Raw genomic sequence first — 22334 nt, forward strand, 5'->3', positions numbered from 1 at the left:
GAATGGACGATTTCGCGGAAATCCGATCAGATCCGGAGGATTCTCAATATTGAAAGACGGCCCGGCGCCCGTTCCAGGGCACCGTCGCCAGCAGCGCTGAAGCGCGGTTCGATGGCTTCTGCGCGGATCGGCCTGGCCAGCGCGACCGTGGCCGGCCAGGGGCGGGCAAAGGGATCGCCGGCCGCCGGGGAAGACGACACCGGGTCAGGAGCCTGGGGCAGTTGCGCGGTCTGGATGGGCGCTCCGCTCCGGCCACAGCTCGTCGGGGAGGGCGTCTGATCCTGGCCGCAGCCGGATCGGGGCACCACCGCCGGCGGACAGCAGGACTCCTCGGTTCCGCAGCAGCAGGCTTCCTGTGGGCAGCGCTCGGGCAAGCCCATGGCCTCGCCCGCCGCGTTTGTCAGGAGCAGCGAGAGGGCGAAGAAGAAGGAGAGGAGCCGACGCATAGTTACGAACCTAGGCAACGATACGCCTGAAAGGGCACCCGCGGAAGGGATGGCGGTGAGATTGTGACGCGGTTGGAAGGGTGGAGCAGGCGATGGGGATCCCTTCGCGCTGATGGCGCTCAGGCCGCCCGGACGGCTGCGCCCGGTCCTGCGGCTTCGCCGCACCGGCCTCGACGCTCCCGCGTCTCTGCCTTGACCTACCGGCGCGCCGCCGGGTTCGATCTCCATCGCCCGGTTAAAAAAAGGCCCTTGCGGGCCTAGTTTGGAGCGGGCGATGGGGATCCCTTCGCGCTGATGGCGCTCAGGCCGCCCGGACGGCTGCGCCCGGTCCTGCGGCTTCGCCGCACCGGCCTCGACGCTCCCGCGTCTCTGCCTTGACCTACCGGCGCGCCGCCGGGTTCGATCCCCACCGCCCGGTTAAAAAAAGGCCCTTACGGGCCTAGTTTGGAGCGGGCGATGGGGATCGAACCCACGACGTCCAGCTTGGGAAGCTGGCATTCTACCGCTGAATTACGCCCGCGGAGATGCCCATGGTAGCTCGGTTCCTGCGCTTTGCCAATCGGGCTGTGACGGCGCGTGGTAAGGATATGGCAGAAACAGCGCCCTGCCTCTAGCCTTTGCCCTTGTTTTCGACCAGGCGCTTGGCTTCGCGGCGCAGGAGTTCCGGAATGTTCCGGTCCCGCTGCATCATCTTCAGGTCGAATTCGATCAGGCGCTTCAATTGGTTCAGGGCGATGGGCAGGGGCGTCCGGGGATTGAAGGCGAGATTCCTCATGATCCCGTATTTCTTCATCCACTCCCGGTTCATGGAGATGATGCGGAGCACCTCTTCCTTCACCGTGCGCATCTGGGAGATGTAGGCCACCTCGCCTTCGCCGATGCGCGGATTGCGGATGACGTTCACCTGGATCAGGCGGTTGGATTCGCGGATGAGGAGGGTGCGTTCCTCCTTCCCTCCCTTGATGGCCAGCATGATCTTCTGGTTGGTCTTGAGGCGCATGACGCGCTGGGTGAGGCTCAAGGGGATCTCGTTGCCATCCAGATCCAGGATGGGCTTCAACAGGCGGTCCCGCACTGCTTCGACATCTTCCTCGTCGGCGGGCTCTGCCTCTTCCTCCTCGGCTCCTTCAACCGCGCCCTCCATGGGCATCGGCAATTCCGCCCAAGCCTTGTCCAGCTTGCCGGCGACCACGTCGTCCAGGATTTCGATGCGCTCTTCGAAGACCTCCTTGGAGGCGGTCCCCAGCACGTGGAAGCGGTTCTCGTTGACCCGCCGCTTGATGTTGTAGTCGCCCTCGGGGTGCTCCTCGATCAGGTCCAGGATCCGTGGCCGCTTCAGCCACATCACCTGGTTGTTCAAGGGGATTTCCAGCACCGAGCCCGGCAGGTGCGGCACGGCCTTCTCCATCCATTCGGCGGTGAGGGCCTCGTGGAGCAGCGCCAGCTCCAGCAGGGCCGGCTCCTTCCGGTGCACCAGGATCACGCCCAGGATATCCGGGTCCTCCAATTCACCTGAGATGGCCGTGGCCAGCAGGGATTCGGGCATCCCCATCAAGGTCTCGTGGCCCCTCAGGGCGTATTGCGACTCGGTGAACACGGCGCCGGCGATGGCGTGCAGCAGATCCTGGGGCGGCACCGGAAGGCTGCCCCCCAGCAGGGCCATGGCCATGGGGTCGGGCAACTGCTTGGCGAGGAACCGCTCGACGAGGGGATGCATCAGGACTCCGGTGGCGCGTGTGATTCTAGTATCAGGCTAAGCCGTTTTTCAGGAAGGATCCGGGCGCCCCGAGGGGGCTTCGGGATCCACCTCGGGGACGGTGGGGGGAGGTTCCTCCGGGGCCTTCGGCCTGAGCCACTGGCCTTCCGCATTGAACCTGCCCACCCAGGTTTCGCCCACACTCTGGCCATGCCGGATGGTGCGGCCCGCAACTTCCACGCTCACCACACCGGCATTGTCCAGGGTGATGGTGAAGGCCCCCTTGACCCGCAGCAGCCAGGGGCCGCTCACCTGCAACGTGCGTTTTTCATCCAGACCGTCGGCCACGATGTGCACCGGGGAGGCGTCCTGGGCGCGCAGGATCACCAGCAGGCCTTCCTCGGACCGGGGCACCTCAGGCAGCGCCTCGCCCAGCACGGGGTAGTCGCGTCGGCCGCCCTGGGGCTGCGGGTGGACCTCTGCGGCAGGCTGAAGGCCTCCGCGCGGGCCTGTAATCTGGCTCTGCCCCTCATCCAGCGCGCCTCGCTTGAGGTTGGGCCCGGGAACCGCCAGCCAGGCCAGCAGACCGATGGAGCCGGCGGTCAGGGCCCCCATGACGATCCGCTCGAGCCGCTCCCGTTTGGGGTCCGGGGATTCCTCGGCCATGCTGCCAGGGAGCGCTTCCCAGGCTTCCTGATGCTGGGCCAGGTCCACCTCCAGACGCTCGGCGACCTGCCGCACCAGAGGGCGCTCGCCTCCGGTGGGCAGCTGCTCGTAGACATCCGCTTCGAGGGACCGCAGCACGGATTCCTGCAGATTGAGGTCCCGGGCCAGCCCCTCCAGGCTCAGACCCTTGGCTTCCCGCGCCAGGCGGAGCAGCTTTCCGAGGGACCTGCGCTCGCTCATTTCCAACCGACAGGGGTTTCCGCCAGGACCCGCGCCAACTGATCCCGCCGTTCTCCTCGGTTGAGGCGGCGGTCGTCCATGGTGCCCCGGTGGGCCATCACATCGGAGAGCGTGGCCTGGAGGTCGTCGGGCGTGATGAAGTCCCGGCCATCGAGCCAGGCCTCCGCCTGGGAGAGCGCCACCCAATGCCTGACGGCGCGGGTGGAGCAGAATCCGCCGCCGCTGCGGATCTTCGAGACCACCCGCTCCACGTAATCCAGTACCGCATCCGCGACTTTCATCCTCCGCACCGCGGCCCTCGCCGCGCGCCACCCGGCGAGATCAAGCGAAGTCTGGAGGCTGTCCAGCCGCTCTGCCCCGGCCTGGCCGGTGACCACTTTGCGTTCGTTCACGGGGTCGGGATAACCCAGGTGCAGCACGCAGGCGAACCGGTCCAATTGCGATTCCGGAAGGGGGAATGTGCCCGCATGGTCCATGGGATTCTGGGTGGCGATGACGAAGAAGGGATCCGGAAGCTGGTGGGAGCTGCGGTCCAGCGTCACCTGGCCTTCCACCATCACCTCCAGCAGCGCGCTCTGGGTCTTGGGGCCGATCCGGTTCAGCTCGTCCAGGAGCAGCACATTGCAGAACACCGGCCCCTGCTGGAAGCGGAAGGTCTTGGTCTCCGCATCCCAAAGGTGCACGCCCAGCAAGTCCGAAGGCAGCAGATCGTTGGTGCCTTGGACCCTTTGGAAGCTGCCGCCCAGCAGCCGCGAAAGCCCTTTGGCCAGGGTCGTCTTGCCCACGCCCGGCAGATCCTCCACGAGCACATGGCCGCCGGAAAGCAGCACTGCCAGCGCCCGGCGGACCTGTACCTCCTTGCCCACCACCACGGCCGATAGCGCAGCCAGCCCATGGTTCACCTTCATCCGCGCTTCCGCGATGGCGGCTGAGTCAAAGGAGGTGGCGACGGGCATAGGGGTCATGAAAATCCACGTGGTGAATTCCCATGTTCGCAGAACCTGGCGTTGCGAGGTATGAGGTAGTGAGGGGCGAAGGACGAAGCATGGGGCAGGCTTTTGCTCGCCGAGCAATCCCTCTAAAGGCCGTGCTCCCTCGCCCTGGACGCGAAGGCGCGCAGGGTGAGGCCCAGCGCAGCCGCGGCAGCGGCGGGGTCATTGGCGTGGGCCGCCAGGGCCCGGCGCAGCAGGGCGGCTTCGGCATGGTGCTGCGTCTCCCGCAGCATGGACTCCAGGGTGTTTTCTTCGGGCCAGGGAAGATCCAGCCCGCCCGCCGCATCCCCGCCAACCCCGCCCAAGGGTGAAGCCGCAACCTCCCGCACCAGCAGCCCGGTGGCGGCATGCAAGGTCGCCTGGGCGCACCAGGCCATCTCCCGCGCATTGCCTGGCCAATCCCGCGCTGCCACCTGCTTTTCGGCGGAGCGGTCCAAGACCGGCGCCACCCTGCCCTCGCCTGCGGCCGCCTGCTCCAGCAGGGCCCTGAACAGCGGTACGAGATCCTCTTGCCGATGCGCCAGAGGAGGAAGTTCGAAGCGCAGCACGCCCAGGCGCAGCCGGACCGCATCGGAGGCTGCGGCTTCATCGCCGCAGGTCGCCATCCATTGAATGCCGTGTCCCAGCGGGGTGTCCATGGCCTTCACCAGCTCCGCGGCCCCTGTTGGACCCAGATGTTCCAGGCCCAGCACCAGCAGGCTGCCACCCTGCAACAGGCCGAAGGTATTCGCTCCGATCCCTTCGCTGAGATCCGGAGCCGCCACGGACAGAAAGGGGCCGCGAGGCTGGCGCAGCGCATGGAGACGCCGCGCGGCCCTGGCCTTCCCTGAGCCCCTTGGGCCGATGAACAGGGCCGGAGCGTCGCTGTCCGCGGCCGCGCGGAGCCTCGAATCCAAGGTCCTCATCACCGGAGACAGCGCGATCCAAGGTTCCCGTGGATCCGGCGGAGGCGCTCCCGCCAAGGCCTGCAGACGGTCCATGAGCGCGAGGAAGATGCCCATGTCGAAGGGTTTGGGCAGGAAATCCTCGGCGCCCATCCGCATGGCCGAAACGATGTCCTTGGGCTCCCCGAAGGCGCTCATCAGCACCACCCGGAGGCCCGGCTGCGCCCGTTTCGCGCGGCGGATGAGTTCGAGCCCGCTGAACCCCGGAAGCCTCAGGTCCGTGACCAGCACGTCGGCGCCATCCCCCTCGATCCAGTCCAGCGCTTCGAGGGGATCGCCTGTCGCCCGGATGTTCCAGGGACTTCCTTCCAGCGCCTGCAGCAGGAGCTTCCGGAAACTGTCCTTGTCCTCCACCAGGATCAAACGCATGGGATGAAGCTAGCAGAGTTGGGGGTGTTGAGGGGGGGGGGGGGGGCGGGGGGGGGGGGGAAGGGGAGGAAGGAGGAGAAAAGGGGGGGGGGGGGGGGCTCGACTCTCGACTCAATGCCCATGAACCGCTCGCTCTGCGCCAGGGCCTGGGATTCGAAGAGGGTGGCGCCCTCCACCAGGTCCAATCCAGAATCCCGGGCCCATCTTGAAAAGGCCGTCTGCTCCTTGTAGATCCATTCCACGGCCCAATGCAGGCTCGGTTTGGCAGCCGCCAAGGTTTCCGGAAACGGCATGGGATCGCTGGCCTTCATTCCCCGGCTCGTGGCCTGGATCACGCCGATGGGCGCGAAGGCCTCCACCGCCTCAGCCTGCGCAGGCTGCCTGCGGGAAACCGACATGAACGTGCGTGATTCCTGTTCCAGGAGCAACCGCGTGGTCGCCGCCACGCCGCCATCCCCAAGCACCAGGACCGGCCCCGGGGGAAGTCGCTCCAAGACCACCCACAGGGCCTCGGCATCCGTGTTCGCCCCATGCCAGGAGCCGCCCATCGTCCGCCGCCACAGCGTATTGAGCGGGCCTTCCAATCCGAGCCTGGACGGCAGCGATTCCTTCAAGGGCGCCGTGATGCTGAGCCCCAGGACACCGAGCGAATCGATCGATTCCAGTGCTTCATCTACCTCGCCGCACTCCAGCGGAAGGTAGATCAGGTCCTTTTCGGCCTGCTGGAACCGCAGATTGTGGAAGGCCGGGCCACGGGAGTGCAGCACAGGATCGCCAAGGACGGCGCAAAGGCCCGCCCGTTCCGACACGAGGTGGCAACCCCACCTTTTCATGGTTGAAAGTTCCACCTGCCCTGGCGCTGCGGCCTCGCCATCGTCCGGCGCCGCATAGGTGAATGCCCCGCCCCAGGCGCGCTGCAGGCAACGGCCCGCCACGCCCTTCGGCCCCATGAGAAAGGCCGAAAGGGCCACACCCGACTGTTTTCGCGCGTTGGAGCGGCGCCCGCAACCGCGCATTGTCCGGAATCCGTCCCGCATGGCCCACCCATTTGTAAGCATCGCCATCCGGAAGGGATTCCATGCGCCCATCCAGATCGAATAGGCCCGGCCGCACATGCACCGAACGCAGCACCTTCAGGGCGGGGCGAAGGGCGGCGAGCCAGCTCGGCACTTCCAGTTCCCATTCCAAATCGATCCAAGCAGGCGCCGCTTCCGCCGCCTCTCGGAGCCGCGCCAGCCGTGACGCCTCGTCGCCTTCAAAGCGCCCGTAGTCCGAGGCGCGGCGGCAAGTGACCAGGCAACGCCCGTCCAGGTCCCGCACCATCTGGGCCGCATCGTGCCCAGGGAAAAGGTCCAGCCGCAATTCCGGCAGCGCATCGCCCGGCAATGCGCGGGCGCACGCCAGCGCCGCTGCCCAGGTGGGATGGGTGAGCGTGACGATGTAGAAAGGGAGGGCCACGGATATTCCCGTTGCAAGAAAGCTTTAGCCGCAGATTAGCTTCAGTTTGTCCAGAATGCCTCCGTGCGGCTGCCCATTTGTCTTTAAAACCGGTGGAATACGTGAAATTGTGGATCCGCTTCATTCATTGCTGGATCCGGCGGACTTCTTCGCGGCCTGCCAGGCGGCTTCCATCTGTTCAAGGCTGCGTTGATCCCAGCCGCCGTTGGCCCTGGCGTCGTCTTCGACTTTTTCAAAGCGGGCCTTGAAGCGCATCATCTGCCGGCGCAGGGCACGGTCGGGATCCACGCCTTTCTTGCGGGCCCACTGCATCAGGGAGAAAACCACGTCGCCGAATTCCTCCTCCACGCGCTGTGCGCTGCTCTCGGCTTGAAGCTCGGCGATTTCTTCGACGACCTTGTCCAGCACCCCGTCCATATCCGGCCATTCGAAACCCACCGCCGCGCAGCGCTGGCCGATCTCCATGGCTTCTTCCATCGGAGAGAGGCTCGCAGGAATTCCCTCCAGCAGCCGCCTTTCGGATTCCAGGCCCTTGGCCTCGCGTTCTTCTTGCTTGATGACTTCCCAATTCGCCAGTACCTGGTCCGGGCCATCCACGGCCTCGTCGCCGAAGACATGGGGATGCCGCCGCACCAGTTTGGTGACGATGGCCGCTTCCACGTCATGCAGATCCCAAGCGCCGCGGTCCGCGGCCATCTGCGCGTGGAAGACCACTTGCAGCCACAGGTCGCCGAGTTCTTCCCGCAAGTGCGTTTCGCTGGCGTGATCGCCTGGAACATGGGCTGCCAGGGCATCCAGCACCTCCGCGGCCTCCTCCCGCAGGTACTTCGCCAAGGTCTGGTGATCCTGCTTGAGATCCCAAGGGCAGCCGGTCCCCGGTTTCCGAAGGGCGGACATTAGAGCCTGAAGCGTGGCTGGAGCTGATGTCATGGCACCGCCGATGGGGATTTCATCCAGGCATCCGCTCCGCACATCCGCCCTGCCAGCGCGCTGGCGGCCACGGTGGCCGGGCTCGCCAGCCACACCTGGCCGGGGCCGCTGCGGCCGGGGAAGTTGCGGTTGATGGCGCTGATGGTGACCTGGTCCGGGGAGGAACTCACGCCGGGTCCGGCGTTGATGCAGGCGCCGCAGGAACTGCCCAGCACCGTCGCGCCCACGGCTTCAAAGGCCGCGATCCAGCCTTTCTCCAAGGCGTGCCGGCGCACGTCCTCGCTGCCGCATTGGACAAAGAATTGAACCGAGTCCGGTACGCGCTTGCCCGCCTTCCGGGCAGCCGCCACCACTTCGAAGGCGGCCCGCAGGTCCTCGCGCTTGCCTCCGGTGCAGCTTCCCAGGTAGGCGATATCGATGGCCACCGCCTCTCCGATCTCCGCGAGCGCCACGCCATTGCCGGGATCGCCGGGCCTGGCGAGCATGGGCCCAAGCGAACCGCAATCCACTTCGATGGTGCAGGCGTATTCGGCCTCCGCATCCCCTCGCATCCAGTCCTCCAGCCGCAGTTCCGCGCCGCGGCGTTCCCGGATGAAGCGGAGGGTCTCCTCGTCGGGCGCCACCAAGCCCCGTGAACCCGCCGATCTCCGCGGCCATGTTGGTGAGGGTGGCGCGTTCGTCGGTGTTCATGCGGCGGATGGCTGCGCCCTGGTATTCCACCACGTGGCCGATGGCCTTGCCTTCCCGGATGAAGGGCAGCGCCAGAAGGTGCAGCGCCAGATCCTTGGCCGCGACCCCGGGCCTGAGCCGGCCGTTCAGCAGGATCCGCAAGGTGGGCGGCACCGTGACGCGCACATCGCCGGTGATCCAGGCATTGGCGATATCCGTGGTGCCGACGCCAAACGCGAGGCAGCCCAAGGCTCCCTCATGGGGCGTGTGGGAGTCCGTGCCAACCACCACCTGGCCCGGCTCCGCGTAACGCTCAGCCATGATGGAATGGCAGATGCCCTCGGAGCCGCTGCCATCGGGCAACTCGCCATGCAGGCGGATGCCGTGTTTCGCGCAGAAGGATTCCTGCACCGTTTTCAGTCGTCGGGCCACATCGAGAAGCCCGGAGTTCTTGCGTTCTTCGCTCATGGAGTGGTGCAAGAAAGTCAGGTGGTCGCGGAAGGCCAGGATGCGCGATGGATCCCGCAGCGGGACCTCCTCCCCCAATGCGGTTTTCAGGAAACTGGCCGCCATGGGCGTCACGTATTCATGGGAAAAGCGCCAGTCCGCCTGGATGAAAAGGCCGTCCCCGGGGGCCACGAAATCAATCCCCACGCGGTTTTGGGACGCGTCGGCCACCGCGTGGCGGGCGATGATCTTCTCTGCCAGCGTCATCGCCCGGGGAGCATGGGACGGCACCGGAACGGCCACTTCGCCCTTCATCCGCGCCTCATTGAAGGCAAACAGCCCGCCCCTCCGGACGATCTCCGTGGAAATGGGATCGAGTCCCGGGTGAATTCGCGCAAGGGTATGCTTTCGCCACGGCGGATGCGCTCTACCAGTCCGAAGTCCGTGGACGTGAGCAGGCCAAGGTTTTGGCAGTTCTGCTGGTAGATGCGCTCGAAACTTTCAGCGATGACCAGGCGGATTCCCGCGCACAGCTCCGCGTAGGGGCTGGCTTCGCGGCTGCTGCCCTTGCCGCGGCGATGGCCGGCGGCGGAAACAGCGAAGCCTCCAGCTTTCACGAGGCCTTCCTTCAGGGGAAACTGCTCGCCGCACTTCAATCCAAGATACGGGTAGTCGCCAAGCTTTTCATCGTAGTGGTAGCAGATCCAGGCTGGCGTGATCTCGTCGGTGCTGATCTGATCGCGCAGGGGCAGCGCGTCTTCAAGCGAAATATCCTCGCCCTCGAGTTGGCGCGACACCACCTCCGGATTCTCACTCAGGAACAGGACGCGGCCTTCGAATCGCAGGAGCTCCGGCTGCATCAGCCCCCCTCCTCGGCCTTTTTCTGCACATCCCGCAGGGGCTGCTTGAGTTTTTCCGCAGCGCGCCTGGCGTCTTCGAATTCCGGTTGGCGATGGGTGATCCTTCCCAGCTGCCTTCCTTCACGGGCACAGATTCGCCCTCGACATCCGCAGTTGAAAACCGGCGGTCCGCTTCCAGCCGATGCAGGGGCCAATATCGCAGTCCAAGGGTCGGCAACTCCGCGCTGATGATCTGGGTCAGGGGCTCGAGCCGGGATGGCTCCAGGATCATGCCGAGCACCCAGCCGCTGCGGCCCTTCTTGAAGGTTGCGGACGTCACCCAGACATCCAGGGCCCCGGCCTCCATGAGGCGGGCCTGGGCGTGGGCCACCTGCTGGGGTGGCGTCGTCGAGATTCGTCTCGAGTTGCAGCAAGGCGGCGCTGGCGCCCGGCACTTCGCCCAGGGTGAAGCGGCAGACGTTGGGCGAATCCTCGAAATCCCATCCACCGGCCGCGAAGGCGGACCTATGGGGAATGAACCGGTCTGGGGCTTTGCGAGAGGTCGCCAGCTGCGCTGCCAGCGCCGCGCCGGTGGGCGTGGTCAGTTCCTTGTCCATGGGCGCAACCCCTGGAACGGTCTCGAAACCATCCAGCAGAAAGAAGGCGGCTGGCGCGGGAACCGGATAGTCGCCGTGCGCCATTTTCGTGCGCCCCCGGCCCAAAGCGATGGGTCCGATGTGGGTGACGGGTTCTTCAAGCGCGATCCAACCCGCAGATGCCAGCGCCACATCAGCGATCGAATCCTTCATCCCAACTTCGTGGAAATGGACTTGGCCAAGCGGAATGCCGTGGACGCGGGCCTCGGCAAGGCCCAGCTTTTCGAAGGCGCCGCGGGCCACATCAGCGATCCGGGATGGCAAATGCGCCTTGAGAAGCCCGTCGATTTCCGTCCAGCGTCCATGCCGGGGCGCCACCACCGGAGCTTGATCGCCTTGCGCCGCGAGGTCGCGCGCCTGGCTCCCGGTCCGAGGTCCATATGTTCCGTGCGGCCATCATCCACCCGGCCGCCGATGACCACGCTCGCCTTGACACCCTGGATGCCGCATCGCACCACATCCTCCATCCGGAGGTCGAGGTCATCGAAGGGCAGAAGGCCCAGGATCGCCCGCAGCTCTGCTTCGGGCACGCCCAAGGCCAGCCACCCGCCGATCCAGATATCGCCGGAAAGCCCCGAGAAGGGATCCACCCATAAATGTTGGTGCGCCACGCGGCAACTGTCCTTTGAATGAAAAAACCCCGGCAAGCCGGGGCTTGTCAGGCCTGATTCTACGATCAGTCCTTTTCTTCTTCGGCTTCGAGCTTGGCGGCCACTTCATCAAGGTGCTTCATGAGCCGCTCGGCCATCTCTTCGTCTTCAAGGGCGGTGAACATGTCGTCTTTCACCTCGAAGATCTCGAGGCTCAGTCCCTCTTCGCTGTCCTTGCCATCGTTCTGGGCCTGGACCTCTTCCAAGGGAGCCAGCACGCAGAAATGGCGGCCTTCGAAGTCCACCTCTTCCAGGATGGCGAATTCTTCCTTTTCGCCATTTTCGTCCTCAAGCTCCACGACTTCGATTTCAAAGGAATCGTCGTCCTCGTGGTTGCAGTCGGGTCCGTGCTCGTGTCCTTCGTGGGCCATGGGGTGCTCCTTTGGGCAAGCTCCCAGGGTAGGATTAATGGCCAAATGGAACCAGCAAATTTTCTATTTTTCAAGGGGGCTGCGGGCCCCGGGGGCCCCCCGCGGGGGGGGGGGGGGGGGGGGGGGGGGGGGCGGGCCCGGGGGGGGCCTCCAGGGTTAGGGGCAAAGGGCGGGGCAACGGGGAACCAAGGTTTTCCGGTCGGGGAGTCACAAGGGCGGGCGGTCCGCGCCTTCTACCCATGCTTCGCCACCCTGCGGGTACTTCTCCCGTTTCCATATGGGCACGCTTTCCTTGATGCGGTCCATCAACCATGCGACCGCCTCGAATGCCTCTTTCCGGTGGGCGCTGGAGACAGCGATGACCACGGCGGCTTCCAGCAAGGGCACTGCGCCGATGCGGTGGTGGATGGCGCAGCGGCAGAGCTCGAAGCGGCTCATGGACTCCGTGCGCAATCGCCGGAGTTCTGCCTCGGCCATGGGGATGAAAGCCTCGTAGGCCAGGGACTCCACAACCTGGTCCTGGTGGTGGTTGCGCGCCGTGCCTTCGAACACCACGATGGCCCCCGCGGCGGGATCGGAAACCAAGGCCCGCAGCGCGTTGGCTTCCAGGGGCATGTCGAGCACGGCCACGTCGGGAATCACGGTTCAGGAATCTCCAGCTACACGTTACACTGGAGTGTTTGGAAAGGCGCCCGATGACCCACCTCAACATTCAGCCCAACGACGTTTTCGATGCCTTGCAGCGACATATCCTGGTGGACGGATTCCATCTAGTCATGGACCTGGAAAAGTCTCATGGCTCCTGGATCGTGGATGCCCGCGACGGGAAGAAATATCTGGATTTCTATACCTTTTTCTCCACGGCTCCCCTCGGGCACAACCATCCGAAACTGAACACGCCGGAATTCCGCGCGCGCCTTGGGGCCATCGCACTGCACAAGCCCGCGAATTCGGATATCTACACCACCGATTACGCCGAATGGGTCGAGGCCTTCGCCACCCACGCAGCGCCCGCCTATCTGCCTCACCTGTTCTGGATTGACGGAGGCGCCCTGGCCGTCGAAAACGCGCTGAAGGCCGCCTTCGATTGGAAGGTCCGCAAGAACCTGGCGAACGGAAAGGGCGAAAAAGGCTCCAAGGTCATCCACTTCAAGGAGGCCTTCCATGGCCGCACAGGCTACACCATGTCGCTCACCAACACCGCGGATCCGCGAAAACACCAGTACTTCCCGAAATTCGACTGGCCGCGCATCCCGAATCCAAAACTCTCCTTCCCTTTGACGGCTGAGAACCTTACCCAGGTCGAATCAGCCGAGCGGGAGGCCGTCCGAGCCATCGAGGCGGCGGTGGCACAGGATCCTGACGATATCGCCTGCTTCATCATCGAGCCCATTCAAGGGGAAGGCGGGGACAACCACTTCCGTCCAGAATTCCTGATGGCATTGCGGCGGCTGGCGGACGAACATGAGTTCCTGTTGATCTTCGATGAAGTCCAATCGGGTTTTGGAACCACCGGCAAATGGTGGGCCCACCAGCATTTCAATGTCCAACCGGACATCATCGCCTTCGGGAAGAAGACCCAGGCCTGCGGGATCGCGGCAGGACCGCGGTTGGATGAGGTCGACAGCGTCTTCAAAGTGCCATCGCGCATCAACAGCACCTGGGGGGGCAATCTGGTGGACATGGTGCGTGGCACCAGGATCATCGAAATCATGGTGGAAGAGCAGCTGCTGGACAACTGCGCCAAGCAGGGTGAACGCTTGTTGAAGGGCCTCCAGGAGATTGCGGCGGACTTCCCCGGGTTCACCTCGAATCCCCGCGGGAAGGGGCTCTTCTGCGCCCTGGACATGGCCACGCCGGAACTCCGGAATCAGATCGTTTCAAGGTCCCATGAATTGGGCATGATGCTCCTCAGTAGCGGGACCCACGGCCTTCGTTTCCGCCCAGCCCTGAACCTCAAGACCGAAGATCTGGACCTGGGCGTGGAGTTGTTGCGCCGAAGCATCGCGGATGTCGTGAATAGCCTTCCTGGCTCGCGTACCGGCGAAGCCGCCACCGAGAAATCCGCCCCTATTTTGGTCTAGTGGTGTCGCTTCGTCCCGCGGTCGAGCTGTATTGCGATGGCGCCTGCCTGGGCAATCCCGGGCCCGGCGGCTGGGGCTACCTGCTCCGCCTCGGTGAAAAGGAGAAGGAAGGCAGTGGCGGGGAGCCGGATACCACCAACAACCGCATGGAACTCCTGGCCGCCATCCGGGGGCTGGAAGCGCTGACGACGCCCTGCGAAGTGCTGCTGTTCAGCGACAGCCAATACGTGGTGAAGGGGATCCAGACCTGGCTTGCGGGATGGAAAAGGAACGGCTGGCGGAAAGCCGACAAGCAACCAGTGCTCAACGTGGAGCATTGGCAGGCCTTGAACGCCCAGCTTCAACGCCACCACGTTGAAGCCCGATGGGTCAAGGGCCACGCGGGCCACGCCGAGAACGAACGTGTGGATGTCCTGGCGAACCAGGCGGCCCGCTCCATTCCATAAAAAACGCCCGATGAATCGGGCGTTTTTTGGCTTGGCGCCAGGCATCTTCAACGACGGCCAGCAGGTCCGAACACGTACTCGACGATGGTGTAGCCGGCCACGGGTTTTCCATCCCGTGTGGCTGGCGTGTAGGTTGACCGGGACGCTGCGTCGTGGGCGGCCTCGTTGAAGCCCCAAGCTCCATCAACGCCGCTGATGACCGTGACCTTCTGCGGCCGGCCCTGGGCATCCACGAACACCTTCACCTTCACGGAATGGGGCTTGTCGACCTCGAAGCGCATCTGTTTGGCGCGCATCGGGAAAGTGGGTTGAGCCTTGTTCAGAGCCGCCGCGGCGGTTTCCTGGACGATGGTGGGCGCGGATGGCGGAGGCTGGGCGACCGGGGGGGTCGGCTGGGGGTCCTGCACGCGTGCGGGCGTGGGTGCGGGTGCGGCTGCGGCGGGCTTGGGTGGTTCTGCTTTTGCAGGCTCAGGCTTGGGCGGTTCCACCTTCACGGGCGTCGTTTTCGGAACCGGCTGGGGCGCAGCCGCCTGCGCGATCTGCGCGGCCTTGGCTCGGGCTTCATCTTGTTGTTTCTTCAGATCCGTTTTCTTTTGATCCAGTTCCTGCTTCATGCGTTCTTCTTCTCTGATCTGCTGTTCGAGCCTGGCCTGATCCACAGCCGACTTCGCCTCCGATTGCTGTTTCTTCAGTATGTCGAGCTTTTCCTTGTTGGCCTGGCTCGCCCCGGCTAGCTGCTGCTCTTTTTCGGCCTGTGCGGCCTGGAGCTGCGCCAGTTCAGTGCGCATCTTGATGATTTCTTCGCTTTCCCCCTTAGGTTTGAGGGCGAAGAATCCGAGCACGCCCACCGCAACCACGGCTGCAGCGATGCCTCCATAAAGGCCTTTCTTGCTGACCCGGGTGGTCTGGGCCTGCTCGGCCTCACTCACTTCGGAATGGGGCCTGGAGGCATGAATGCTGTCCGCCTCGGATGAATAGGCTGCGAAATTGTCGGCTTGTTCGGCTTTTACGGCAGCGCCATCCCGATCGTTTTCTTCACGGAACAGGGTGTGCATGAAGAAGGCCATGTTGAAGGTCGTGGGGCTGTAATCGCCGTCGTAAAGGACGTGGTCCATCTCAGCGTTGAAGGCCTGGACGTTCTCGAAAGGTTCGCCGACCCCCAGCAGCCGCTTCAGCAGGCTCAGGATCTCGGGTGGAACCGGAGAGTCTTCCTGGGCGGCCTTGAGGGTCGCCTTGCTGGCCGCGAAGGCCGGTTCGGCCATGACCGGGAATTTTTCGAAGGTGAGCAGCTCGTATAGAATCGTGCCCATCGAGAAGAAGTCCTGCTGCAGAGCATTGCCGCCCGTCTCGCGGATATAGGCTTCCAAGGACCCTTTGGTCACCGGGGCCTTGGGCAGCAATTGGCGGATGGCCTGGGAATAGGGGGCGTCCAGGATCTCCGTGGCGCCCTCGAAGCTCACCCAGATGCCATGGGGCGTGAGGAGGCCGTGGCCGAGGCCCTTGGTATGCAGGTGGGTCACGCCATGAGCGATGCCTTGCAGAATGGATAAGGCATGGTCCACGCCCAAGGGGATCTGCTCGACCTTGGCCTTCTCGATCATCTGGGCCAGCGTGCGCCCGGGCACATAGTCGCAAGTGACGTGGGGAGGCGCCGAGCTCTCGATGCGGTAGCCCTGGCCAAAGGCCTTGGAGCCGCTGAGCTGGGGAAGCAGCTTGCTCGCTTCGCCCAACTTCGAAGCCAGGCCTGCCTGCAGCAGTTCCTCGGAGAAGGTGCGCACGAGCCAATGGTGATCAAAGGCGCTGCCCACGATGGACACGCCACGTTGAATGTGGCCGATGGGATCCGCTGTCAGTTCACCAGCCAGCAGAAAGGAACCAAGCCGTGTGTAGGTAGCCATAGTTGGGGCTCCGAATGAGGTTCTAAAGATAGTCTTGATGCGAGAAAAACCCAAGCGCCCCGGGTTCTTCCAAGTCGGTCACATGAGTCACCTACTGCTCCCTATGGAAGGATAGGACCAAAGATCCCCCGTGGCACGGTAGATGAGGATCCAAATATTGGCGGTGGCCTGGACCCCGTTTGAAAAGGAAAGCTGCAACAGCGCATAGGGAACCGAGAGGTCATCCCACTGTCCCAAACGGCGTCCTGTCTTGAAATCAAAGTGTTCCCGCAGCTGCCCATGGCGATGGTATTTCAGTCTGGCCCACTCCAGCAGTTTGGGTTTCGGATCCAGAGCCGACTTCAGGGACCAGAAGGGTTCCCGCGTCACGATGAGCCATTTCAAGCGCTCCTCTGCGAAGGCTTCGAAGGTCTGCCTCAAAGGATCCACTCCCATGGTGCTGCCGGGGGCAGTGATCTCCTGGACCATGCGGGCCAGGCGCCCGAGCTCCCGCACGATCTCCCCTGGGTTCTTGCGGGCCTCGCTCAAGGCAAGGATGCGCCCGTACTGATCTTCAACATCCTCCGCGGTAGGCGGCTGATCGCTGCCAGCACCCCGGACGCCCTCCTTCAGAGCCTCCGGATAGGTCGCCAGCAGGGCTGACATGGGCGTAGGGATCATCCTCGCAGCCACTTTGGTCTGGACCTCATGGAAACGCGGAGTCCAGGCCAAAAGGCCCCCAGCTGCCAGGCCAAGCGCCGACATGCGTACTCCGGAAAAGAGGGACCTGCCCGCGATGAAGGGCCTGGGGAGTCGGAGGGACAGCATAGGCAAAGACTCCGTCGGGCCTCCACGCCTGTCAAGCCATCCGTGGTTTATCGGACCACGGCTTACACTCATCCAATGCTCACAAGGGAAAGGGTCTGGCAACGCGCCAGCGGCAAGGATCTTTGGCCCTTGGCCTGGGCTCTGGCCGCGGCCTGCGGGCTGCCTTGGCTGCTGCCCGAGGATTGGACGGGCCACCTCGGAAAGTCCTGGATCCTTGGGGGCTGGATTCTCGTGTTGTTGGCCTCCCTGCTGATCCGCCATCGCCGATTGGCGGTGATTCCCCTCGCCGCGGTCCTGGTCTGGGGCACTTTTGGAAACCTGCGCCAGCGGGCTCTTTGGGAATCACAACTCCCGTCGGATCTGCAGGTTCTTGAAGGCAGCATCGACGCCCTTTGGACCCCGCAGGGTGATCAACTGGTCAGCGCCCTCGAGATTTCCTCGCCATCCGTTCTGAAGGGCTACCGATGGCGCCTCAGCATCCCGTGGCCCGGCGATCAGCCGCGGATTCAGCCACCGCCGCCCGGAACTCCTGTGCGCCTGCGGGCGGAACTCCGTCCCGTGGATCCGGCTCCGCGCTTCCTCGTGGAGCGCCCGCTCTGGCGGGCCAGGAGCGATCGCACCCCTCGGCGCATCCACCTCGCCTCGGCTTTGCAATTTGAAATTCTTGGCAAACCGAATCCATCACCGCTCTTGCGCCTCCAGTCCTTCGTGCGGGCGCGGTTCGCAGCACTGCCTCTGACGGACCCTACGGCCCGGGATCTATGGGGCGCCCTGGCTTTGGGCATCTCACCGGTCCATGAAGAAACGACATCGGCCTTCGCGGAGAGCGGGACGCTGCACATTCTGATCGTCTCGGGCCTCCAGGTCACTTTGGTGATGGCCGCGGTGCAGGCTCTGCTTCGCCGCTTGCTGGGCCGCGGAGGTTCCGTGGGCGCTGTGGTCGCAGGTGTCGCTTATGCGGCGGTCGTGGGGTTTTCGGCGCCCGTGTGGCGCGGCCTTTTCATGGGCCTGGCGTGGGCCTTGGGTGGCGCCAGCGGATGGAAGCTGCCGCCGGTGCTGGGTCTCCATCTCGCGCTGCTGCTTTGGCTCCTGGGACATCCCGCCGCGGGCTGCGAGCCGGGATTCCTCCTGGCCTGGTGGGCCTTGCTGGCCCTGATCTGGGGTTCCGAACCGCTGGCGGGTCTGGTGGCTCCTCTTTTGGGAACGCACGCGCTGACCGCGGCCCGTTTCACATCGCCTTGGTTGGCCACCTTACCGTTGTTGGCTCTTTTCCATGGCGGCGTCCCCTTGTGGGGCGCCGCGGCAAATGTCGTGGTGCTGCCCCTGGTGGCCCTGCTGACGCCCGTGTGCCTTTTCCTGACATTGGTCCCGGTTCCCGGCCTGGTTCAGGGCATCGGCATCCTGCTCGCATGGACAGGGGGTTCCCTGGTGCCCTTCTTCGCCCACGTCACACCGATGGCCACCGCCCTGCTCTGGCCCTGGATCCTGCTGATCCTAGGCTGGCTGGGATTGGCCCATGCCCAATCGCAGATGGGCCGCACGCGTGCCTGGATCGTTGCCCTGGTGGCCGCATCTGCCGCTCTGCTCATCACCGGGGGCATTGGCCGTCAAGCCACGACCTTGAGCCTCGAGGCCATGGACATCGGCCAGGGAGATGCGCTCCTGCTGCGGATTCCAGAAGGCGATGCCACCCTGATCGATACTGGACCGGCCCCATGGGCGGCCCGGCGCATCGCGCGAGTCCTGAGCCGCCGGGGTGTCACGGAGCCATTGCACCTTGTCATCACCCATCCCCACGGCGATCATGCCGGAGGTTGGACGACGCTCACGAGGTTGCGGCCTTTCGCCACTGTGGCGCTCCCGCAGATGGCCGATGCCAGCGATCCATGGATGGTGTTCCGGCCCGCCGGCGACCGCACGCGAGGCGGCCTGCACCGAGGTGATGAGTGGTCCGTCGGGAAGGCCACCGTTTCCGTGCGGTGGCCGCCAAAACCCTTCGATCTGCCGGACGCCAACATGGTGTCCACCATACTGAGGGTGCGATGGCAGGACCGCGAACTCTGGCTCATGGGGGATGCGCTCCAGGAGATCTAGGATGGGATCTGGGGAGCCAGGGCCAGGGTCCCCGCGCCGCTTCCTGAAAGTGGGCCATCACGGCAGCCGGAGCGCCAGCGAGCCCGAATGGATCAGGCTGCTTTCCCCGGAGGTCGCGATCATCACCGCGGGCCGCCGCAACCGTTTCGGCCATCCCCATGAGGAAACGATGGAAGCTCTGCGCCAAGCCGCGGTTTCCACCTTCATCACCGGCATGGAGCGCGGCGTCCGCATGGAAGTGCTGAAGGGGGGGTGGGCAATGGAAAGCGGCAACGGCCGCCGGGCGTTCATTCCATTTCAAGCGCACCCGAGGCCTGCAGCACATCAATAAGGCGCTGACCCAGCACCATGTGATTCTTCAACCATTGGTCATGGGCATCGGGTCCCACCTCATTCACCACAATGAGGGCTGCTGCCACGGGCACGCCCGCCGCGTTGCAGGCTGCGAACACCCCGTTCAATTCCAGATGCTCGGCGGGCGCCATGCGGCTCAGAAGCCTGACGCCATCCTCGCTGCGGGTGATGGCCGGCGGTGTGACGACCGGATGATGCGGGAAGGGCAGATCCCAGGTGCAGAGCCACCGCACGGCCTCGATGCTGGGACGGTAGGATTCACCTCGCTCTTCTTCGACCGAGGTCGCCAGGACAAAATCCGGCGAGAAAATGGTGCCGATGGGCAGCCGTTCATCGTAGGCCCCGCAGCTGCCGATGAAGAGCACACGCTCCGGCTTCCTCCGTTCCAGGAGGAAGGCCGTGGCGGCCGCTGCGGTTGCAGCGCCGACGCCCGTGGTGTCCACAAACCAGCCAGCGGGCGGGTCATCCTTCAAATCCCCGAGCTCCGGCGGGAAGGCGGCGAGCAGCAGTTTCATCTCGTCTATTCGCCTTGCTGATCAGCTGCGGCTTCTTCGATGGTCGCTTGCGCCGCGGCCAGCATCGCGATGGGCACGCGGTAGGGGGAGCAGCTCACATAGTCGAGCCCCACGCGGTGGAAGAATTTGACCGATCTCGGGTCGCCACCGTGTTCTCCGCATACGCCCACCTTCAACCCTGGGCGCGCGCCGCGGCCTTTCTCCACAGCGATGCGGACCAGCTCGCCGATGCCTTCCAGATCCAGGCTCTGGAACGGATCATCATCAAGGATTTTCTTGCCCACATACTCGGGCAGGAACGTCCCCGCATCGTCGCGCGAGAATCCGAATCCCATCTGGGTGAGGTCGTTGGTCCCGAACGAGAAGAATTCGGCCTCTTCCGCGATCTTGTCGGCGGTGATGGCGGCTCGGGGGACTTCGATCATGGTGCCCATGGGCGCTGTGAAATCCGTTCCGCGTTCACGGTTCACCTGGGCGATTTCATCCAGTAATTCAGTTTTCAGGTAGACCAGCTCCCGCACGGTGCCCACCAGGGGAATCATGATTTCCGGCAGCGCCTTGACGCCCTTGGCGGTCGCATCCAAGGCCGCTTCGACGATGGCTCTAACTTGCACCCGGTAGATCTCCGGAAAGGTGATTCCCAGGCGGCAGCCGCGATGCCCGAGCATGGGATTGAATTCATGGAGCTGCTGAACGCGGCGCTTCACCGTGTCCAGGCTGACCCCTAACAGCGCGGCCATCTCCGCGCAGCCCGCATCGTCGTGGGGAAGGAACTCATGCAAGGGCGGATCCAGAAGGCGGATGTTCACGGGCAGGCCGTCCATGGCCGCGAAAATGCCCTCGAAATCGCCCCGCTGCATGGGCAGCAATTTGGCTAGCGCGAGGCGGCGGCCTTCCAGATCAGAAGCCAGGATCATTTCCCGGACGGCCTGGATCCGCTCCCCCTCGAAGAACATGTGCTCGGTGCGGCAAAGGCCGATGCCCTCGGCACCGAAGGCCCTCGCGACCTTGCTGTCGCCGGGAGTATCCGCATTGGTGCGCACCTTCATTTTTTTCGCCTCGGCGCTCCAGACCATGATCTTTGCGAAGCGCATGTAGACTTCGCTTTCCTCAGGCTTCAGGCGGCCATCCACCAACACCTGGTTCACTTCGGACGGGTGGGCGCCCAACTGGCCCGCAAAGACTTCTCCTGTGGAACCGTCAATGGAAATCCAGTCCTGGCCTGCCTTCAGGGACAGTCCGCCGACTTTTACCAGGCCCGCCTTCTCATCAATGTTCAACGCAGCGGCTCCGCACACGCAGGGCTTTCCCATGCCGCGCGCCACCACCGCCGCATGGCTGGTCATGCCGCCGCGGGCCGTGAGGATCCCCTGCGCGGCGATCATGCCGGAAATATCTTCGGGCGAAGTCTCCACCCGCACGAGCACCACCGGGCCATCGGCGGCCATTTTTTCCGCTTCGGCCGCGCTCAGGGCGATGCGCCCTGTGGCCGCGCCAGGACCCGCGTTGAGGCCTGTGGTCATCAATTTCCCTTCAGCGCGAAGGCGATCCTTTTCCTTGTGATCAAAGACCGGCGCAAGCAGTTGGGAGAGGGAGTCCGCATCGATGCGCTGGAGGGCCGCGCTCCTCGAGATGAGCCCTTCGTCCACAAGATCCAAGGCGATGCGGATGCCCGCCATGGCCGTGCGTTTGCCGGTCCGCGTCTGCAGCATGAACAGCCGTCCGCGCTCGATGGTGAATTCGATGTCCTGCATTTCGCGGAAGTGGGTTTCCAGACGGTTTGCCGTCGCAAGGAGCTGGTGGAAGGTTTCCGGCATGGCTTCTTCCAGGCTCAGGAGGTTCGTCCCCTCGGCCTGCTTCAATGAGATGGGCTGCGGTGTGCGGATGCCCGCGACGACGTCCTCGCCCTGGGCATTGATGAGATATTCCCCGTAGAAAAGCTTCTCGCCGGTACCGGGGTTGCGCGTGAAAGCCACGCCGGTTCCGCAGTCCTCGCCCATGTTGCCGAACACCATGCTTTGAACATTGACCGCCGTGCCCCAATCGTCAGAGAAACGATTGAGCTTCCGATAGGTCACCGCGCGGGGTGTGTTCCAGCTTTCGAATACCGCGGAAACGGCGCCCCAGAGCTGCTCCATGGGGTCCTGGGGGAAGGGCTTGCCCGTCTCATCCCGGACGATTTCTTTGTACGCGGCCACGAGGGTTTTCCATTCCTCGGCGGTCACATCCGGATCCTGATGTTTTCCGGTGCGATGCTTGAGCCCTTCCAATTCGGCTTCGAACAGGCTGGTGTGGACATTCAACACGACATTGCTGTACATGGTGATGAAGCGTCGGTAGCTGTCCCAGGCGAACCGTGGATTTCCGCTGGCTTTTTCAAGCCCCACCACCGTTTGGTCGTTCAGCCCGAGATTCAAGACCGTGTCCATCATGCCGGGCATGGAGACCCGGGCGCCGCTGCGGACGGAGAGCAGAAGCGGTTTGTCCGCATCACCGAAAGTGAGCCCTCGCGCACCCTCCAGCCACTTGAGCGCTTCGAGCGCCTCTTGCTTGACCTCGTCTGGAAGTTGCCGGCCTGCGGCGTAATAAAGGCTGCAGACTTCGGTGGTGATGGTGAAGCCCGGCGGCACCGGAATGCCGAGACCCGCCATTTCCGCCAGGTTGCAGCCCTTCCCGCCCAGCAGGTTCCGCATCAAGGCACTGCCTTCATTGCGGTCACCACCAAAGGAATAAACATGTTTGGTCATCGAAGCCTCTTCGGAT

General features: G+C 64.3%; 18 protein-coding genes, 1 tRNA gene and 2 pseudogenes. 4 read left to right on the forward strand and 17 right to left on the reverse strand.

Annotated features, from left to right (window positions below; all coding sequences use genetic code 11):
- Positions 1-26 precede the first annotated feature (26 nt).
- The 13 genes and pseudogenes from IPQ13_07365 to IPQ13_07425 form a co-directional block, all read right to left on the reverse strand.
- Positions 27-446, reverse strand: a complete 420-nt coding sequence (locus IPQ13_07365; protein ID MBL0210716.1) for a hypothetical protein — start codon at positions 444-446, stop codon at positions 27-29.
- Between the two features lie 445 nt (positions 447-891).
- Positions 892-966: transfer RNA gene (locus IPQ13_07370), tRNA-Gly, on the reverse strand.
- Between the two features lie 90 nt (positions 967-1056).
- Positions 1057-2163: a hypothetical protein gene (locus IPQ13_07375; GenBank protein ID MBL0210717.1), complete on the reverse strand. Its 1107-nt coding sequence runs from the start codon at positions 2161-2163 to the stop codon at positions 1057-1059.
- Between the two features lie 48 nt (positions 2164-2211).
- A complete protein-coding gene (locus IPQ13_07380; GenBank protein MBL0210718.1) occupies positions 2212-3048 on the reverse strand; it encodes a helix-turn-helix domain-containing protein in 837 nt (278 codons plus the stop codon).
- Positions 3045-3956, reverse strand: coding sequence for an AAA family ATPase (locus IPQ13_07385; GenBank protein ID MBL0210719.1), 912 nt, complete (start codon positions 3954-3956; stop codon positions 3045-3047). The genes IPQ13_07380 and IPQ13_07385 overlap by 4 nt, the downstream gene beginning before the upstream one ends.
- Positions 3957-4126: 170 nt before the next feature.
- Positions 4127-5353, reverse strand: a complete 1227-nt coding sequence (locus IPQ13_07390) for a sigma-54-dependent Fis family transcriptional regulator (protein ID MBL0210720.1) — start codon at positions 5351-5353, stop codon at positions 4127-4129.
- Positions 5344-6303 (reverse strand): type I 3-dehydroquinate dehydratase, encoded by a 960-nt coding sequence (locus tag IPQ13_07395; GenBank protein MBL0210721.1) that lies wholly within the window; start codon positions 6301-6303, stop codon positions 5344-5346. The genes IPQ13_07390 and IPQ13_07395 overlap by 10 nt, the downstream gene beginning before the upstream one ends.
- A 628-nt stretch (positions 6304-6931) precedes the next feature.
- Complete coding sequence (mazG, locus tag IPQ13_07400) at positions 6932-7741, reverse strand: nucleoside triphosphate pyrophosphohydrolase (GenBank protein ID MBL0210722.1); 810 nt, start codon at positions 7739-7741, stop codon at positions 6932-6934.
- A pseudogene (locus IPQ13_07405) lies at positions 7738-9717 on the reverse strand (3-isopropylmalate dehydratase). Before IPQ13_07405 ends, mazG begins: the two are co-directional and overlap by 4 nt.
- On the reverse strand, positions 9668-10087 hold the full coding sequence (locus tag IPQ13_07410) for a DUF111 family protein (protein ID MBL0210723.1): 420 nt from the start codon (positions 10085-10087) through the stop codon (positions 9668-9670). Before IPQ13_07410 ends, IPQ13_07405 begins: the two are co-directional and overlap by 50 nt.
- 4 nt (positions 10088-10091) lie before the next feature.
- A pseudogene (locus tag IPQ13_07415) lies at positions 10092-10673 on the reverse strand (DUF111 family protein).
- 355 nt (positions 10674-11028) lie between these two features.
- Entirely contained in the window at positions 11029-11373 is a 345-nt protein-coding gene (locus tag IPQ13_07420; protein ID MBL0210724.1) for a DUF1292 domain-containing protein, read from the reverse strand.
- Between the two features lie 207 nt (positions 11374-11580).
- Positions 11581-11988: a molybdenum cofactor biosynthesis protein MoaE gene (locus tag IPQ13_07425; GenBank protein ID MBL0210725.1), complete on the reverse strand. Its 408-nt coding sequence runs from the start codon at positions 11986-11988 to the stop codon at positions 11581-11583.
- Positions 11989-12068: 80 nt separating this feature from the next.
- On the opposite strand from IPQ13_07425, the gene IPQ13_07430 reads away from it, so the two are divergent.
- Both IPQ13_07430 and rnhA read left to right on the forward strand, forming a co-directional pair.
- The gene (locus IPQ13_07430; protein MBL0210726.1) at positions 12069-13457 is read left to right on the forward strand and encodes an L-lysine 6-transaminase; all 1389 of its coding nucleotides are present in this window, start codon (positions 12069-12071) and stop codon (positions 13455-13457) included.
- A 2-nt stretch (positions 13458-13459) separates the two neighbouring features.
- Positions 13460-13903 carry a ribonuclease HI gene (gene rnhA / locus IPQ13_07435; protein MBL0210727.1) on the forward strand — a complete coding sequence of 148 codons (444 nt, stop codon included), beginning with the start codon at positions 13460-13462 and terminating at the stop codon, positions 13901-13903.
- A gap of 47 nt (positions 13904-13950) precedes the next feature.
- Here the strand turns inward: rnhA and IPQ13_07440 are convergent, their stop codons facing one another.
- Positions 13951-15801, reverse strand: coding sequence for an energy transducer TonB (locus IPQ13_07440; GenBank protein MBL0210728.1), 1851 nt, complete (start codon positions 15799-15801; stop codon positions 13951-13953).
- A gap of 87 nt (positions 15802-15888) precedes the next feature.
- Positions 15889-16545 (reverse strand): hypothetical protein, encoded by a 657-nt coding sequence (locus IPQ13_07445; GenBank protein MBL0210729.1) that lies wholly within the window; start codon positions 16543-16545, stop codon positions 15889-15891.
- A gap of 192 nt (positions 16546-16737) precedes the next feature.
- Between IPQ13_07445 and IPQ13_07450 the strand changes: the two genes are divergently transcribed.
- Positions 16738-18702, forward strand: coding sequence for a ComEC/Rec2 family competence protein (locus IPQ13_07450; GenBank protein ID MBL0210730.1), 1965 nt, complete (start codon positions 16738-16740; stop codon positions 18700-18702).
- A 1-nt stretch (position 18703) separates the two neighbouring features.
- A complete protein-coding gene (locus IPQ13_07455; GenBank protein ID MBL0210731.1) occupies positions 18704-19033 on the forward strand; it encodes a hypothetical protein in 330 nt (109 codons plus the stop codon).
- On the opposite strand, the gene IPQ13_07460 is transcribed toward IPQ13_07455, so the two are convergent.
- Both IPQ13_07460 and IPQ13_07465 read right to left on the reverse strand, forming a co-directional pair.
- A complete protein-coding gene (locus IPQ13_07460) occupies positions 18990-19571 on the reverse strand; it encodes a phosphorylase (protein ID MBL0210732.1) in 582 nt (193 codons plus the stop codon). The two genes, IPQ13_07455 and IPQ13_07460, sit on opposite strands and share 44 nt — an antisense overlap.
- Positions 19572-19576: 5 nt before the next feature.
- Entirely contained in the window at positions 19577-22318 is a 2742-nt protein-coding gene (locus IPQ13_07465; GenBank protein ID MBL0210733.1) for a pyruvate, phosphate dikinase, read from the reverse strand.
- Positions 22319-22334 lie beyond the last annotated feature (16 nt).

It is taken from the genome of Holophagaceae bacterium, from assembly GCA_016720465.1.
In the GTDB taxonomy this organism is placed as follows: domain Bacteria; phylum Acidobacteriota; class Holophagae; order Holophagales; family Holophagaceae; genus JANXPB01.